The following is a 15528-nucleotide window of genomic DNA, read 5'->3' on the forward strand; positions in this document are numbered from 1 at the left end:
AATCACGCGGTTAGAACGCGGCGGACTTCCTGAAATCCTCGAGCGCTGCACGCAGGGCGGCTTCGTCGTCCTTCGACAGATCCTTGGTATCTTCGATGCGGTTGACGAGGTCGGCGAACTTGGTCTTCAGATGGTCGTGCAGGCCCTTTTCGAACGGCAGGATGTCCTTCACGTCGACGTTGTCGAGGAAGCCATTGTTCGCGGCATACAGCGACGCGGCCAGTTGCCACACCTGCAGCGGCTGGTATTGCGGCTGCTTCAGCAGTTCCGTCACGCGGCGGCCGCGCTCCAGCTGCTTGCGGGTGGCATCGTCCAGGTCCGAGGCGAACTGCGCGAACGCAGCCAGTTCACGGTACTGGGCCAGGTCGGTACGGATACCGCCGGACAGCTTCTTGATGACCTTGGTCTGAGCGGCACCACCCACGCGCGACACCGAAATACCGGCGTTGATAGCGGGACGGATACCGGCGTTGAACAGGTCGGTTTCCAGGAAGATCTGACCGTCGGTAATCGAGATCACGTTGGTCGGCACGAACGCGGACACGTCGCCGGCCTGCGTTTCGATCACGGGCAGCGCGGTCAGCGAACCGGTCTTGCCGGTGACGGCGCCGTTCGTGAACTTGGCCACGTAGTCTTCGTTCACGCGGGCTGCACGCTCCAGCAGGCGCGAGTGCAGGTAGAACACGTCACCCGGGTAGGCTTCACGGCCCGGCGGGCGGCGCAGCAGCAGCGACACCTGGCGGTAGGCCCAGGCTTGCTTGGTCAGATCGTCATAAACGATCAGCGCGTCTTCGCCGCGGTCGCGGAAGTATTCGCCCATCGTGCAGCCGGCGTAGGCAGCCAGGTACTGCATGGCGGCCGAGTCCGAAGCCGATGCGGCCACGACGATCGTGTATTCCATGGCGCCGTGCTCTTCGAGCTTGCGCACCACGTTCGAGATCGTCGAAGCCTTCTGGCCGATTGCCACGTACACGCAGAAGACGCCCTTGCCCTTCTGGTTGATGATGGCATCGACGGCCACGGCGGTCTTGCCGGTCTGGCGGTCGCCAATGATCAGCTCGCGCTGGCCACGGCCGATCGGCACCATGGCGTCGATCGACTTCAGGCCGGTCTGCACCGGCTGGCTCACCGACTGACGTGCGATCACGCCCGGAGCCACCTTCTCGATCACGTCCGTTTCCTTGGCGTTGATCGGGCCCTTGCCGTCGATCGGCTGACCCAGCGTGTTGACCACGCGGCCCAGCAGTTCCTTGCCAACCGGCACTTCCAGAATGCGGCCGGTGCACTTGACCGTATCGCCTTCCGAAATGTGTTCGTAATCGCCCAGCACCACGGCACCCACCGAGTCACGCTCGAGGTTCAGTGCCAGGCCAAACGTGTTACCCGGGAATTCCAGCATCTCGCCCTGCATCACGCCGGACAGGCCATGCACGCGGCAGATACCATCGGTCACGGAAATCACCGTGCCGGTGTTGCGCACTTCAGCGTCGGCGCCAAGACCCGAGATGCGGGACTTGATCAGCTCGCTGATTTCTGAGGGGTTCAGTTGCATCACAATGCTCCTAATTCTTCAATCCGTCGGCCGTTGCAGTCAGGCGGTCAGCGTGGCTTGCATGGCAGCCAGGCGCGCGCGCACGGAGGTGTCGAGCACTTCGTCGCCGACCTTGACGCTCACGCCGCCAATCAGCGACGGGTCTACCGCCACCTTTGCGTACAGCTTGCGACCGAACTTGCGTTCGAGTACGGCGACCAGTTCCTTCGTCTGCGAATCGTCCAGCGGGAAAGCGCTGATGATCTCGACGTCGGACGAACCCTCGCGGGCATTCTTGAGCGCATGGAACTGTTCGGCGACTTCCGGCAGCACCGTCAGGCGGTTGTTTTCCACCAGCAGGTTGACGAAGCGACGCGCTTCATCGTTCACCGGGCTCTTCAGCACCGACAGGAACACTTCCTGGAGCTTTTCGCCCGGGACGTTCGGATCGGTGGCGAGCGCCTGCATGTCGGGGTTGGCGGCAACCTGCCCCATCTCCGACACCAGCTCGGACCATGCACCCAGGTTGCCTGCACCGGCTTCGCTCGCGACGCGGAACAGCGCCTCGGCGTAGGGACGGGCAATGGTTGCGGTTTCAGCCATGATTAGAGCTCAGCCTTGAGTTGATTGAGCAGGTCTGCATGCACCTGCGCGTTCACTTCACGCTTGAGGATCTGCTCTGCACCCTTCACGGCAAGCACGGCGACCTGGTCGCGCAGCGTTTCGCGGGCGCGGGTCACTTGCTGCTCTGCCTCGGCCTTGGCCTGGGCGATGATGCGTGCGGCTTCTGCCTGGGCGTTCTGCTTGATCTCGTCAGCGGCAACCTGGGCGCGCTTTTCAGCGTCGGCCACACGTTGTGCGCCTTCGGTGCGGGCTTCGGCCATGGCCTGGTCCACACGCTTGTTGGCGAGCTCAAGCTCCGCCTTGCCCTTTTCGGCAGCGGCGAGGCCATCGGCGATCTTCTTTGCGCGTTCGTCGAGCGCCTTCACCAGCGGCGGCCAAATAAATTTGGCAACAACCCACCACAGGATGAAGAACACGACCATCTGCGCAAAAAACGTTGCGTTCAGATTCATGGTGTGTTCCTTTCGGTAATCAAACTACAGATAAATGCACAAGGGCGGCCAGGCCATCGGACTGAGGCCTGCGCCGCCCGTCAGCATCATGCAGACCGAAAAGACTTACTGAATGACCGACAGCAGCGGGTTGGCGAAGGCGAACAGCATTGCAACACCCACACCGATCAGGAATGCAGCGTCGATCAGGCCAGCCAGCAGGAACATCTTGGTTTGCAGCGGGTTCATCAGCTCGGGCTGACGTGCGCAGGCTTCGATGTACTTGCCACCCATCAGGGCGATACCCAGGCAGGCGCCGATAGCGCCCAGACCGATGATGATGCCGATACCGATTGCGGTCAGACCCTGGATGTTGGCGAGATATGCTTGCATGATGACTCCTTTAATTTAGAGAGACTTAGAACCAAAAAACCAAAAAACGAAGAACCGGAAAATCAGTGGTGATCGTGAGCCTGGCCGATGTACACCAGCGTCAGCATCATGAAAATGAATGCCTGGAGCAGCACGATCAGGATGTGGAAGATGGCCCATACGGTACCGGCAACCACGTGTCCGACGAAGCCCAGGGCCGACAGGTCGGCGCTGAACGTCCAGATGGAACCCAGCAAGGCGATCAGCAGGAACACCAGTTCGCCGGCGTACATGTTGCCGAACAACCGCATGCCCAGCGACACGGCCTTGGCCAGGAATTCGATGATGTTCAGGATCAGGTTGAACGGGGCCAGGTACCACTTGGCGCCGAACGGTGCGGAGAACAGCTCGTGCATGAAGCCGCCTGCGCCCTTGATCTTGAAGCTGTAGTAGATCATCAGCACCAGAACCGAGCACGACATGCCCAGCGTGCCGTTCAGGTCGGCCGTGGCCACGGCGCGGTGGTGCGGAAGATGGATGTGGAAGATGCCCAGCACGTTGTTCAGGCCGGTAACCCAGTCCACGGGGATCAGGTCGATCGCGTTCATCATGGTGATCCAGCAGAACACCATCAGCGCCAGCGGAGCGATCCACGAGCGGTCGCCGTGAATGATGCCCTTGGCCTGGTCGTCGACCATCTCGACGATCATTTCCACGAAGGCCTGGAAGCGGCCCGGCACGCCGGCCGTGACACGGCGGGCGGCAACATACAGGAACAGCAAGGCGATGACGCCGCACAGCACCGACCAGAACACGGTGTCGTAGTTGAGCACACTGAAATCGACGACGGAATGCTGCTTGCCGCCGACCGAATTAAAGTTCTGCAGGTGTTCGGCGATATAGCCTGAGGGTGTGAGCGTGTGCCCAGCGCCTTGGGTAGCTTCAGCTGACATGTCGAAACGATCGGTATATTGCGAAATCTTTGTTTCCGGCAACCGCTTGGGCGGTCACCCGGTATGCGTCTTGCTTTGGCCTTCGGTCAAGTGACCGGTCACCGCCTGGGCAAGCCCGCGCTATTGTTCTGGGCAAAACCTTACTCACGCAGCGCTTCACCGTTGTGACGCCCTGCGCGTAAAACCACTTGATATTCCGGATGGGTGCCTCATCTGAGACCGAACCCCACGCCGTGGCCCTGCTTCATGCATTGCCAAGGGCGACGGGATTCGCGTATCTCCGCTTAGCGGATCGCGAGCGCCACCCAATAAGTCTTGAGCGCCAACAGGAACGTGACCAGCATCGGCACCCAGCGCAGATCGCGGTACAGCACGATCACCAGCACCAGCAGTGCCATCGTGCCGAAGACCTTGATTGCCTCGCCGGCCACCAGACCGCCGACCGACGGCTGCTTGCGCGACATATACAGACGCAGCGCAAAGAAGCCGCTGGGGACAAAACACGCCATGCCGCCGAAGAAGGCCGACCAGCCCGACGGTGCATGCTCATGCGCGAACACCGCCCAGGCGACGGCCGACAGCAGCGTCACGACGACCTGCGCCAGCACGACCTTGCCCGGTGTCATGCGCGACGGGCGCAACGCGCGCTCGCCAAGCAGTGTCACCGCTTCGGCATGCGACAGCGGATCGACAGCTTCATCTTCGCGCGCGGCGCTATCATCCCAGTCATCACGCCAATCATCATCTCGACGATTGTCGCGGGATGCCGTGCCGGCTTGCGATTTTTCCTGCTGACGGTCTCGTACCACCACCTGCCTAGCCTCGTTCCAGGCCGGAACTTTTTGCGTCCGGCCAGAATTCAAACCGCACGATTCTATTAGCAATCAGCAACACGAGTCAATCTGCTTTCAGTTAGCTTGCAGCGAATTTCGCACAACGGTTGCTATCACGCATTCATGATGGATGGTGCGAAATTGCGCGGCAATGATGCGTAACGTAATTGGATTGCGCACGCTGGCGCGTGCATGATGGCGAATCGGCCAGCGCTTGCGTCCCTTAGGGCGTGTATTCCGAAAGGTCATCTCCGGTGCGCCGTGCGGTTATCGCGCAGATTCATGCTGCGGCACGGTGCATGGACTGCAGGCTGTCGCGCGCTGTCGACAGCCTGGCAATATCATCGGCAAAACGATTGCCGTATACCGCGTAAACGTATACGGAACCCGGCCGGGCCTGACGTCAGGCGCTGGCAGCCGGCTCGCGCAGGCGGGTCAGCACGCCATCGAGTGCGTCGTTGGTGCTGAAGTGGATGGTCAGCTGGCCTTTGCCCCGTGCACCCAGCTTGATCTGTACGGCCAGCCCCAACGTGTCCGACAGCTCTTCTTCGAGCCGTGCCACATCGCGGGTACCGTTACCCTGCTTCTGCTTGAGCGACTTCAGGTCGAACGGCTTCAGCGTCGACGCGACGAGCTTCTCGGTTTCGCGTACCGACAGCCGCTTGTTCACGATCTGGTTGGCCAGCGTGATCTGGTTGGCGCCGTCCACGGCCAGCAGCGCGCGCGCGTGGCCCATGTCGAGATCGCCCGCCATCAGCATGGTCTGCACCGGCGACGCCAGGTTCAGCAGGCGCAGCAGGTTCGAAACCGCGCTGCGCGAACGGCCGACCGATTCTGCCGCCTGTTCGTGCGTGAAACTGAATTCGCGGATCAGGCGCATGATGCCCTGCGCCTCTTCCAGCGGATTCAGGTCTTCGCGCTGGATATTCTCGATCAGCGCCATCGCGGCGGCGGCCTCGTCGGGCACGTCCTTGACCAGGACCGGCACCTTGTCGAGCCCCGCCAGCTTCGACGCACGGAAGCGACGTTCGCCGGCGATGATCTCGTAGCGATCCGGCTCCGCCACGCGGCGCACCAGGATCGGCTGCATCAGCCCCTGCGCACGGATGCTCGCCGCCAGTTCCTGCAGCGCGCCCTCGTCCATGCGGGTGCGCGGCTGGTACTTGCCGGGCTGGAGCTGATTGACGCTCAGCACCGACGGCGCGCCATCCTGCTTCGCGGTTTCGACAATCTCGGCCGGCCCGCCGAGCAGTGCTTCCAGCCCCCGGCCCAGACCCTTCTTCTTAGCGGTCACCATGCTCGCCACCCTTCCCTGTCTGTTCGTGCCGCTCAACCGAGCTGGCGTACGCGCGCGATCATCTCCGCGCCGAAATCGAGATACGCTTTGGCGCCCTTCGAGGACGCATCGAATGCCACGCCCGGCATGCCATAAGACGGTGCCTCGGCCAGCCGCACATTGCGCGGGATCACGGTCTTGAATACCTTCTCCGCGAAGTGGGCCTCCAGTTGCGCCGACACCTGCTGCTGCAGCGTCACGCGCGGGTCGAACATCACGCGCAGCAGGCCGATCACCTTCAGGTCACGATTCAGATTGGCATGCACCTGCTTGATCGTGTTGACCAGGTCGGACAGCCCTTCGAGCGCGAAGTACTCGCATTGCATCGGCACGATCACGCCGTGCGCGGCGCACAGGCCATTCAGCGTGAGCAGCGACAGCGACGGCGGGCAGTCGATCAGTACGAAGTCATACTGGTCGTCCACCTCGGCCAGCGCCTGCTTGAGGCGCCGCTCGCGCTGGTCCAGTTCCACCAGTTCCACTTCGGCACCGGCCAGTTCGCGGTTGGCCGGCAGCACGTCGTAGCGACCCGACTCCGATCGCCGGGTGGCCTGCTGTACCGATGCCAGCCCCACGAGCACCTGGTACACGCTGTGTTCCAGCGACTGCTTGTCGATGCCCGAACCCATCGAGGCATTGCCCTGCGGGTCCAGGTCGACCAGCAGCACACGCTGCTCCTGCGCGGCCAGACCGGCGGCCAGATTCACCGTGGTGGTGGTCTTGCCGACGCCGCCCTTCTGGTTTGCGATCACAAATACCTTGGCCATATGCGCTTGCAGCTCCCTGTGTGTGCCATTCATATTCATGCGACGAATAACACTTCCCAAATTCAAACCTGCGGATTCAACGCCGCGATAACACTACGAGATGCCGCTCCGCGTCCAGCTCGGGGACGACGATTTTCGGCACCGATTCCACTTGCCACGTCTGCATCAGGCCGGCAGCTTCCATCCGGTCGATCTCGGGCTGTGGATAAACACCCTTCATCGCCAGCAGCTTGCCGCCCGGCGCCAGCAGGTGGCCGGACAGGTTCACGAAGTCCGTCAGCTCGGCAAATGCGCGCGACGTAATGACGGCATAGCCATTGGCATCTTCGATCTTCTCCACCGGCCCCCAATGCGCGGCCGCGTTGGTCAGATGCAGTTGCGCACGGCACTGCGTGAGGAACGCAGTCTTCTTCTGCACGATATCGACCATCAGCACGGACACATCCGGACAGGCGATAGCCAGGGGCATGCCCGGCATGCCGCCGCCCGAGCCAACGTCGAGCACCCGCCCCCGCGCAGCATCCGGTACGGATGTACTGCGGGCAGCCTCCGCCAGCGCGGGGACTGCCGCCAGCGAATCGAGCATGTGGTGGGTCAACATCTCGTCGGGATGACGGATGGCGGTGAGGTTGTAGACACTGTTCCATTTGCGGAGCAGCGTCAGGTACGCGAACAGCGTCTCGATCTGCGCGGGAGCCAGCGCCAGGCCGATGGCGGCAAGCCCGGCTTCCAGGCGTTGGCGTTGGGCGGCCTCGTCGACCACGGTGTATCGGTAGCCGCCCACTCAGGCAGCCTCCTGGCCGTCACCGGCCTTTCCGTTCGCCTGCGCCGTGCGTCCCATGCCCTTCTTCTTGAGATGGACCAACAGCAGCGAGATCGCCGCCGGCGTGACGCCCGAAATCCGCGAAGCCTGGCCCAGCGTTTCCGGACGGTGCTGGTTCAGCTTCTGGCTGACTTCGAAGCCAAGGCCACGGACTTCCGTGTAGTCGAAGTCCAGCGGCAGCCTGGTGGCTTCATTGGCGCCCAGCTTGTCCACCTCGGCAGCCTGGCGGGCGATGTAGCCATGGTATTTGATGCCGATCTCGATCTGCTCGCGGATCTGTTCGGCCAGCATGGCATCGTCAGCGAGCGGCGTTTCCGGTGCATAACGGCCATCCTGCAGGGCCATCAGCGCTTCGTAGCGGACTTCCGGGCGGCGCAGCAGGTCGGCCAGCGAGTACTCGCGCTCGATGGCCTTGCCCAGCAGCGGTACGGCGTCAGCTTCGGGCAGCAGTGTCGGGTTGACCCACGTCGACTTCAGGCGCTCTGTTTCACGTGAAACAGCGTCGCGCTTGCGGTTGAAGGCATCCCAGCGTGCGTCATCCACCACGCCCAGTTCGCGGCCGGCTTCGGTCAGACGCATATCGGCGTTATCTTCGCGCAGGCTCAGGCGGAACTCGGCGCGGCTCGTGAACATGCGGTACGGCTCAGTCACACCACGCGTAATCAGATCGTCGACGAGCACGCCCAGATACGCCTGATCGCGGCGCGGCGTCCACGCATCGCGCTCTCGCACGAAGCACCCTGCATTGATACCGGCCAGCAGACCTTGAGCCGCGGCCTCTTCGTAGCCAGTCGTACCGTTGATTTGACCGGCAAAGAACAGACCCTGAATCGCCTTGCTTTCCAGCGACGCCTTCAGGCCTCGCGGATCGAAGTAGTCATATTCGATGGCGTAGCCTGGGCGCAGGATATGTGCGTTCTCCATGCCCCGGATCGAATGCACCAGATCCAGTTGCACATCGAATGGCAGGCTCGTGGAAATGCCGTTCGGGTAGAACTCGTTAGTCGTGAGCCCTTCCGGCTCAAGGAAAATCTGATGGCTTTCCTTGCCCGAAAAGCGATGGATCTTGTCCTCGATGCTCGGGCAATAGCGCGGCCCCACCCCTTCGATTACGCCGGTGTACATCGGCGACCGGTCGAGACCGCTGCGGATGATGTCGTGGGTACGGCTATTGGTATGGGTGATCCAGCACGGCAGTTGCTGCGGGTGCTGCTCCGGGCGGCCGAGGAACGAGAACACCGGCACCGGGTCCAGGTCGCCGGGCTGCTCTTCCATGACCGAGAAATCGATGGTCCGACCATCGATCCGGGGCGGCGTACCGGTCTTCAGGCGGCCCTGCGGCAGCTTCAATTCCTTCAGGCGAGCCGACAGCGATACCGCAGCCGGGTCGCCGGCACGCCCGCCCGTGTAGTTGTCCAGGCCCACATGGATCTTGCCGTCGAGGAAGGTACCGGCGGTCAACACCACGGCACGAGCGCGGAAATCGATGCCCGCCTGGGTACGTGCACCCACAACACGGTCGCCCTCCACCATCAGGTCGTCCACGGACTGCTGGAACAGCATCAGGTTGGGCTGATTCTCCAGGCGCGTGCGGATGGCCTTGCGGTACAGCACGCGGTCAGCCTGGGCACGCGTGGCGCGCACGGCCGGGCCCTTGCTGGAATTGAGGATCCGGAACTGGATGCCGGCTTCGTCGGTGGCGGCTGCCATCGCGCCGCCCATGGCGTCCACTTCTTTGACCAGATGCCCCTTGCCAATGCCGCCAATCGACGGATTGCAGCTCATCTGGCCCAACGTCTCGATGTTGTGCGTGAGCAGCAGCGTCTGGCAGCCCATGCGCGCGGCGGCGAGGGCAGCTTCGGTGCCGGCGTGACCACCGCCGACGACAATGACGTCGAATTCTTTCGGGTAAAGCATGGGACACCTCCTCCGGGAGGCTGGGCGGGAAAAATCGGGATGACGAATTATAGCGGCAATCGTTTGGCGGACTCTGCCCACGGCCATGTTTCACGTGAAACATGGCGTGAACGGTACTCCGCGGACGGCCAAGTGTGTTTCACGTGAAACACTCGATCCATCGCGGAGCCAAAAGAAAAGGCCCCGCTTGCACGGGGCCCTTCCCTACCGCCACTGTTTCACGTGAAACATGGTTCAGATCTGGCTGCCGATATAGCCGGCGATGCTTTCCGACAACAATGCCAGATCACGCTGCAGAGTCGCGAACCCTGCGTTTGGCGCCTTGGTCGCCTCGTCCATATACAGCGGGCGGCGGATCTCGATCTGCAGGCTGTTGCGCCTCTCTGCCGGCCTTCCGATCTGGGCGATCAACTGCACGCCCTTGTACGGATCATTGCGGGACACCGTGTAGCCCATCGACTTCAGTTCCCGCTCCACCAGATCCACGATACCCGGCTCGCAGGTCGTGCCGTCACGGTCGCCCAGTACAAAGTCCGCCAGCGGGTGCGGGCTATTGATCTTGAGCCGCTCGTAGGCGTTGTTCGGCATCGAGTGCAGGTTCAGATGCCAAAGCGCGCCGAATTGGCGGTATGCGGACTCCACGGCTTCGGACAGCGCCGCGTGGTACGGCCGGTAGTAACGCCCGATGCGGTTCTGGACCTCTGCCACCGAGAGCAGCCGGTCGTAGATCGGCGTGGCCGCATCCACCTTCCGCCAGATCAGGCCATAGCCCAGGCGCGTTTTCTCGCCCGGCGACAGCGGCGTCGGCCATGGCGCATCCAGCAGTTCCGGGTCCAGGTCCTCCAGCATACGGTTGGGATCGATGTAGACGCGCGGGAACGTCGCACCAATCAGGGTGCCGCCAACCTTGGGGATGGCCGCCCACAGCGTATCGATGTGAGTATCTTCGCCGCCACGCAGCCGCGCCTGCGGCACGGCTGCCAGGAAATCGGCCGGGTAATGGACACCGCTATGCGGCGAATCGCAGACCAGCGGCAGTGCCGGCCCTTCCGGTAGAGCAAGCGTAAACGGGCCGCCCGGCGCATCGCCCTGTACCGCCTGGTAAGGTGTGTCGAACATCGCCATGGCTCAATCCAGCTTGATGTTGGCGGCCTTGGCGACACGCGCATAGCGCGCCATGGCCTGCTGGATCTGCGCCTTGAACTGGTCCGGCGTGGTCGGCACCAGCGTGCCGCCCGACTCCTCGATCTTGCGCTTGAACTCGGGATTCAGCATCGCCTTGTGGATCGCGGCGTTCAGCTTGTCGATGATGGGCTGGGGCGTACCCGCCGGCGCAACGATACCGAACCAGCCGCCATCACCCATATCCTTGTAGCCAAGCTCGGCGTACGTCGGCACGTTCGGCAGTTGTGGCGAGCGCTGCGCGCCCAGCAGGGCTAGCGCGCGCAGCCGGCCGGCCTTTACGTGCGGTAGCGTGGTCGACAGATTGTCAGTGATCGCGTTCACCTGCCCTGCCAGCGCGTCGTTCAGCGCCAGGCCCGCGCCCTTGTACGGCACGTGCAGCAGGTCGATCTTGGCCAGCATCATGAAGTTTTCGATGTTTGCGTGACCGAGCGATCCGGCGCCGGGCGACGCAAACGTGTACTTACCGGGATTGGCCTTGGCGAGTGCCACAAACTCCTGCATGTTCTTGGCGGGTACGCTCGGATGCACGGCAAAGACGCTGGGGACGGCCGCCACATTGGTCACTGGTGCAAAGTCCTTGATCGGGTCGTAACCCAGCTTGGGGTATACGGCCGGATTGGAGCCATGCGTGCTGACCGTCGCCATCCCGATCGTGTAGCCATCTGGTGCCGACCGGGCTACCTGCTCCATGCCGATCGAGCCGCCCGCCCCACCCTTGTTGTCGACCACGATGGTCTGGCCCAGCTCGCGTCCCGCGTACTCGGCCACCAGGCGTGCCGACAGATCCGTAGTACCACCCGCGGCGAACGGTACGACCAGACGGATCGGCTTGTTGGGATAGTTGGATTGTGCTGCCACCGGCATCGCAACGCCGCCAAAAACGGCGGCTACGGCTGTGGACAACATTGTGGAAAACATCAGCCGACGACGCGTGGCGCAGGCAGGCAGGGCTCGGTTCATGGCGTAAAACTCCTCGTATTTTCGTTCTCGAATCGGGGTACCGAGCTGGGGAGTTTCGACAGTTTACCGGCCCTGCACAAACGACTATATTGCACGCTTCCATCACCAAAGCTCATGCTCAAGCGCCATGCGTATACGCTCACCTTCGATGTCCGAGCTTCACGCATTTGTGACGGCGGCCCGGCTTGGCAGTTTTACGCGAGCGGCGGAAACGCTGTGCGTGACACAGGGGGCGATCAGCCGCGCCATCTCCCGGCTGGAGTCCCATTTCGGGCAGCCGCTGATCCATCGCAACGCCCACAAACTCACTTTGACCGAGGCGGGACGCCAATATCTGGACACTATCACCGGCCCGCTTGCTGCCATCGAGAGCGCCAGTGCGGCCATGCTGGGCGAGGATCGCCAGCATCACCTGACGTTGTCTGCCGTGCCCACGCTCGCAAGCGTCTGGCTGGTGCCCCGCCTGCCCGACTTCCACCGCAAGCATCCCGATATCCGGCTCGACTTCGTCCCCTATCGTCGTGACGAAGACTTTTCCGGCGCAAAACCCGATGCGGCGATCCTGACCGGCGAAGCCAGCCACTGGCCCCACCTGCAGGTCGACTATGTCATCGGCCGCGAAATGGTGCCGGTTTGCCACCCCGCCCGGGCCCATGCACGGCAGGCTGCCAATCTGTGGAAAAGTCCATCGGACCTGATGGGTGAGCCGCTGCTTTTCCACACAACTGCCCCCAGGAACTGGGAGAACTGGTTGCGCGCCACGGGCGTACCCAACGCTGCGCCCGCGCTTGCCCGCGGATTCGACCAGGTGTCGATTCTGCTGGAGGCCGTGAAGGCCGATATGGGCGTGGCCGTTTTGCAGCGATGCCTTGTCAGAGATGCGTTGCAGGCCGGTCAGGTGGTGGCGCCATTCGATCTTCCGGTCACGCTGAACCGGGGATATTTCCTCTGTGCGCCACGTGAAAAAGGCGAACATCGGGCCCTGGCAGTGTTCCGGGAATGGCTGCTTTCGGCCGCCGCAATCGATATCACCGAGCTAGTTCGCCAGTAGTTATCCACACTGTGGATAGTTTTGTGAACAACATCGGTTCCGTGAATAAAAACGGCGCCAATCTAGGCGCCGTTATTTTCCAAACCGATGTATACGTGCCGAAGGCGTGCCTTGGCCCTGCCCCTGGCTTACGCTAGGCCGCTTTCTTCGCCAGCCCCAGATACGTCTCGATGACCTTCGGATTGCTGGCGAGCGCGGCGGCCTCGCCCTCCATCGCCATGTCGCCGGTTTCGACCACATAGCCATAGTCGGCCACCTGCAGCGCCGCGCGGGCGTTCTGCTCGATCAGCAGCGTCGCCACGCCGGTCTGACGCAGATTGCTGATGATGTGGAAGATTTCCTTCACGATCAGCGGCGCCAGGCCCAGGCTTGGTTCGTCCAGCATCAGCAGTTGCGGCTTGGCCATCAGCGCCCGGCCCACAGCCAGCATCTGCCGTTCGCCGCCGGACAGCGTGCCTGCCTCCTGCTTCGCGCGTTCCCTGAGGCGCGGAAACAGGTCATAGACCACGTCCATCTGATCGAGGTAGTTGCGCTCGCCCGCACGCTTGCGCCGGAAGGCACCCAGGAGCAGGTTGTCCTCGACGGTCATCGTGGCAAACAGCTCGCGCTTCTCGGGCACCAGGCACATGCCGCGTGCCACCCGCCCCTCCACGGGGATACCGGCCATGTCGTGACCCAGGTAGCGCACCGTACCGGTGGACGATCCACTGACCGGCAGCGCCCCCATGATCGCGTTGAGCATGGTCGACTTGCCGGCACCGTTCGGCCCGATCACCGTGACGATCTTGCCGGCCTGGACCTGCAGATTGGCGCCGTGCACGGCCTCCACCTTGCCGTAGCGCACGTGCAGGTCCTTCACCTCCAGAATCAGACTCATCTCATTTCCTCACTCGACGCCGCCGAGATAGGCCTCCAGCACGGCCGGATTCTTCTGCACGTCTTCCGGCACGCCTTCGGCGATGCGCGTTCCGAACTCCATCACCACCAGGCGATCGGTCAGGTTCATCACAAAGTCCATGTCGTGCTCCACCAGCAGCACGCTCATGCCCTCGCCCTTCAGCTTGCGTAGCAGTTCGGCCAGCGCCTGCTTTTCCTTGTAGCGCAGCCCTGCCGCAGGCTCGTCAAGCAGCAGCAGCGCGGGATCGCAGCAAAGCGCGCGCGCGATCTCCAGAATGCGCTGCTGGCCCAATGCCAGGCTGCCGGCTTCCATGTACATGCAGTCGGCCAGGCCCACGCGTTCCAGCTGGCGTTTCGCCTCGAACAGCAGCTTCTGCTCCTCGGCGCGGTTCATGCGCAGGATTGCCGCCGATACGCCACCCTGTGCGCGGAAATCGCCGCGCAGGTGCGCGCCGATGGCGACGTTCTCGAGCACCGTCATCGTGGACAGCAAATGCACATGCTGGAAGGTACGGCCCACACCACGCTTGACGATCTCCCGCGACGGCAGCCCCGAGATCACCTCGCCCCGATAGCGCACCTCGCCGCGCGTGAGTGGCAGCACGCCGGTCACAAGATTGAAAGTGGTGGACTTGCCGGCACCGTTCGGGCCAATCAGACCGATGATTTCGCCGGCATGCACCTGGAAGCTCACGTCGTTCACCGCCACCAGGCCACCGAACTGCTTGCGCACCGCGCACACATCGAGGATCAGTTCACCGGCTTCGGGCTTCTGCCGCACCGTCAGTGCTTCTGCGTGATCTGGCGCCACCACAGGCGGGCCCGATGGCATCAGCCTGCGCAGGAATGGCCAGATGCCGTCACGGGCGTATTGCAGCAGCAGCACCAGCAGCACGCCAAAGACAATGATCTCGAAGTTGCCCGTGCTGCCAAGCAGCCGGGGCAGCAGGCCTTGCAGCACGTCCTTGAGGATCGTGAGGATGCCCGCGCCGAGCACGGCGCCCCAGACATGCCCCACGCCCCCCACCACGGCCATGAACAGGTACTCGATGCCGTAGTTGAGCCCGAACGGCGTCGGGTTCACGGCCCGCTGCAGATGCGCGTACAGGAAGCCCGACACGCACGCCAGGATCGCCGCCACCACGAAGATCACCACCTTCATCCACGCGGTGTTCACGCCCATCGCCTCGGCCATCGTGCCGCCGCCCTTGAGCGCGCGAATCGCACGGCCCGGGCGCGAATTGAGCAGGTTCTGCATCGCCACCACGGCCAGCAGCACCACGGCCCAGATCAGATAGAACATCGAGCGGCCCGACTGCAGTTCGACGCCCATGAACGACAGCACCGGAATGCCGTTCAGGCCATCGTACTTGCCCAGGAATTCGAGGTTGCCGAACAGGAAGAACAGCGACAGGCCCCAGGCAATCGTCGCCAGCGGCAGATAGTGGCCCGACATGCGCATCGTAATCAGGCCAATGACGTAGGCTGACGCAATCGTGATGACCAGCCCCACGATCAGCCCCAGCCATGGCGACAGCCCGAACTGTGTGGTCAGGTACGCCGTGCTGTACGCGCCCAGCCCCACGAACGCGGCCTGCCCGAAAGAGGTCATGCCGCCCACGCCGGTCAGCAACACCAGGCCGATAGCCACGATGCTGTACAGCCCGATGTAGTTACCAAGCGTGATCCAGAACTCCGGCGTCGGCAACACCGGCAACAGCGCCAGGACAACAGCAAAGCCCAGCGCCAGCAACCGGTTGCGCATGACACCGCGCAGGTGACTTGCGTGGCGCGATTGCGGCCTGCCCTGCGAATTCCCGTTCTGCGACTCCACGTTCTTCTCCAGCG

Annotated in this window: 15 protein-coding genes; 1 reads left to right on the plus strand and 14 read right to left on the minus strand. The window is 63.0% G+C overall.

Going from position 1 to position 15528, the window contains the following annotated elements; all coding sequences use genetic code 11:
• Window positions 1-10: 10 nt before the first annotated feature.
• The 12 genes from atpA to ACOABP_RS08570 form a co-directional block, all read right to left on the minus strand.
• Window positions 11-1552, minus strand: coding sequence for a F0F1 ATP synthase subunit alpha (gene atpA / locus ACOABP_RS08515; protein WP_474227728.1), 1542 nt, complete (start codon window positions 1550-1552; stop codon window positions 11-13).
• A gap of 39 nt (window positions 1553-1591) precedes the next feature.
• The gene (locus tag ACOABP_RS08520) at window positions 1592-2134 is read right to left on the minus strand and encodes a F0F1 ATP synthase subunit delta (RefSeq protein ID WP_474227729.1); all 543 of its coding nucleotides are present in this window, start codon (window positions 2132-2134) and stop codon (window positions 1592-1594) included.
• A gap of 2 nt (window positions 2135-2136) precedes the next feature.
• Entirely contained in the window at window positions 2137-2607 is a 471-nt protein-coding gene (locus ACOABP_RS08525) for a F0F1 ATP synthase subunit B (protein WP_066736810.1), read from the minus strand.
• 105 nt (window positions 2608-2712) lie between these two features.
• Window positions 2713-2979, minus strand: coding sequence for a F0F1 ATP synthase subunit C (atpE, locus tag ACOABP_RS08530; RefSeq protein ID WP_008650162.1), 267 nt, complete (start codon window positions 2977-2979; stop codon window positions 2713-2715).
• A 62-nt stretch (window positions 2980-3041) separates the two neighbouring features.
• A complete protein-coding gene (gene atpB, locus ACOABP_RS08535) occupies window positions 3042-3911 on the minus strand; it encodes a F0F1 ATP synthase subunit A (protein WP_474227730.1) in 870 nt (289 codons plus the stop codon).
• Window positions 3912-4195: 284 nt separating this feature from the next.
• Window positions 4196-4723, minus strand: coding sequence for an ATP synthase subunit I (locus ACOABP_RS08540; protein ID WP_474227731.1), 528 nt, complete (start codon window positions 4721-4723; stop codon window positions 4196-4198).
• A gap of 424 nt (window positions 4724-5147) precedes the next feature.
• The gene (locus ACOABP_RS08545; protein ID WP_474227732.1) at window positions 5148-6041 is read right to left on the minus strand and encodes a ParB/RepB/Spo0J family partition protein; all 894 of its coding nucleotides are present in this window, start codon (window positions 6039-6041) and stop codon (window positions 5148-5150) included.
• A gap of 32 nt (window positions 6042-6073) precedes the next feature.
• Window positions 6074-6847, minus strand: a complete 774-nt coding sequence (locus tag ACOABP_RS08550; protein WP_066736867.1) for a ParA family protein — start codon at window positions 6845-6847, stop codon at window positions 6074-6076.
• Between the two features lie 76 nt (window positions 6848-6923).
• Complete coding sequence (rsmG, locus tag ACOABP_RS08555; protein ID WP_474227733.1) at window positions 6924-7631, minus strand: 16S rRNA (guanine(527)-N(7))-methyltransferase RsmG; 708 nt, start codon at window positions 7629-7631, stop codon at window positions 6924-6926.
• On the minus strand, window positions 7632-9587 hold the full coding sequence (mnmG, locus tag ACOABP_RS08560; RefSeq protein WP_474227734.1) for a tRNA uridine-5-carboxymethylaminomethyl(34) synthesis enzyme MnmG: 1956 nt from the start codon (window positions 9585-9587) through the stop codon (window positions 7632-7634). It abuts the gene before it with no gap.
• A 234-nt stretch (window positions 9588-9821) separates the two neighbouring features.
• Complete coding sequence (locus ACOABP_RS08565; RefSeq protein ID WP_474227797.1) at window positions 9822-10706, minus strand: N-formylglutamate amidohydrolase; 885 nt, start codon at window positions 10704-10706, stop codon at window positions 9822-9824.
• 9 nt (window positions 10707-10715) lie between these two features.
• Complete coding sequence (locus tag ACOABP_RS08570; protein WP_474227735.1) at window positions 10716-11732, minus strand: Bug family tripartite tricarboxylate transporter substrate binding protein; 1017 nt, start codon at window positions 11730-11732, stop codon at window positions 10716-10718.
• A gap of 127 nt (window positions 11733-11859) precedes the next feature.
• Here ACOABP_RS08570 and ACOABP_RS08575 point away from each other — a divergent pair, with 127 nt between their 5' ends.
• Complete coding sequence (locus ACOABP_RS08575; protein WP_474227736.1) at window positions 11860-12783, plus strand: LysR substrate-binding domain-containing protein; 924 nt, start codon at window positions 11860-11862, stop codon at window positions 12781-12783.
• Window positions 12784-12916: 133 nt separating this feature from the next.
• Here the strand turns inward: ACOABP_RS08575 and ACOABP_RS08580 are convergent, their stop codons facing one another.
• On the minus strand, window positions 12917-13660 hold the full coding sequence (locus ACOABP_RS08580) for an ABC transporter ATP-binding protein (protein ID WP_066736830.1): 744 nt from the start codon (window positions 13658-13660) through the stop codon (window positions 12917-12919).
• 9 nt (window positions 13661-13669) lie between these two features.
• Window positions 13670-15445, minus strand: coding sequence for a branched-chain amino acid ABC transporter ATP-binding protein/permease (locus ACOABP_RS08585; protein ID WP_474227798.1), 1776 nt, complete (start codon window positions 15443-15445; stop codon window positions 13670-13672).
• Window positions 15446-15528 lie beyond the last annotated feature (83 nt).

The sequence above is a fragment of the Cupriavidus sp. HE11 genome, from assembly GCF_056097175.1.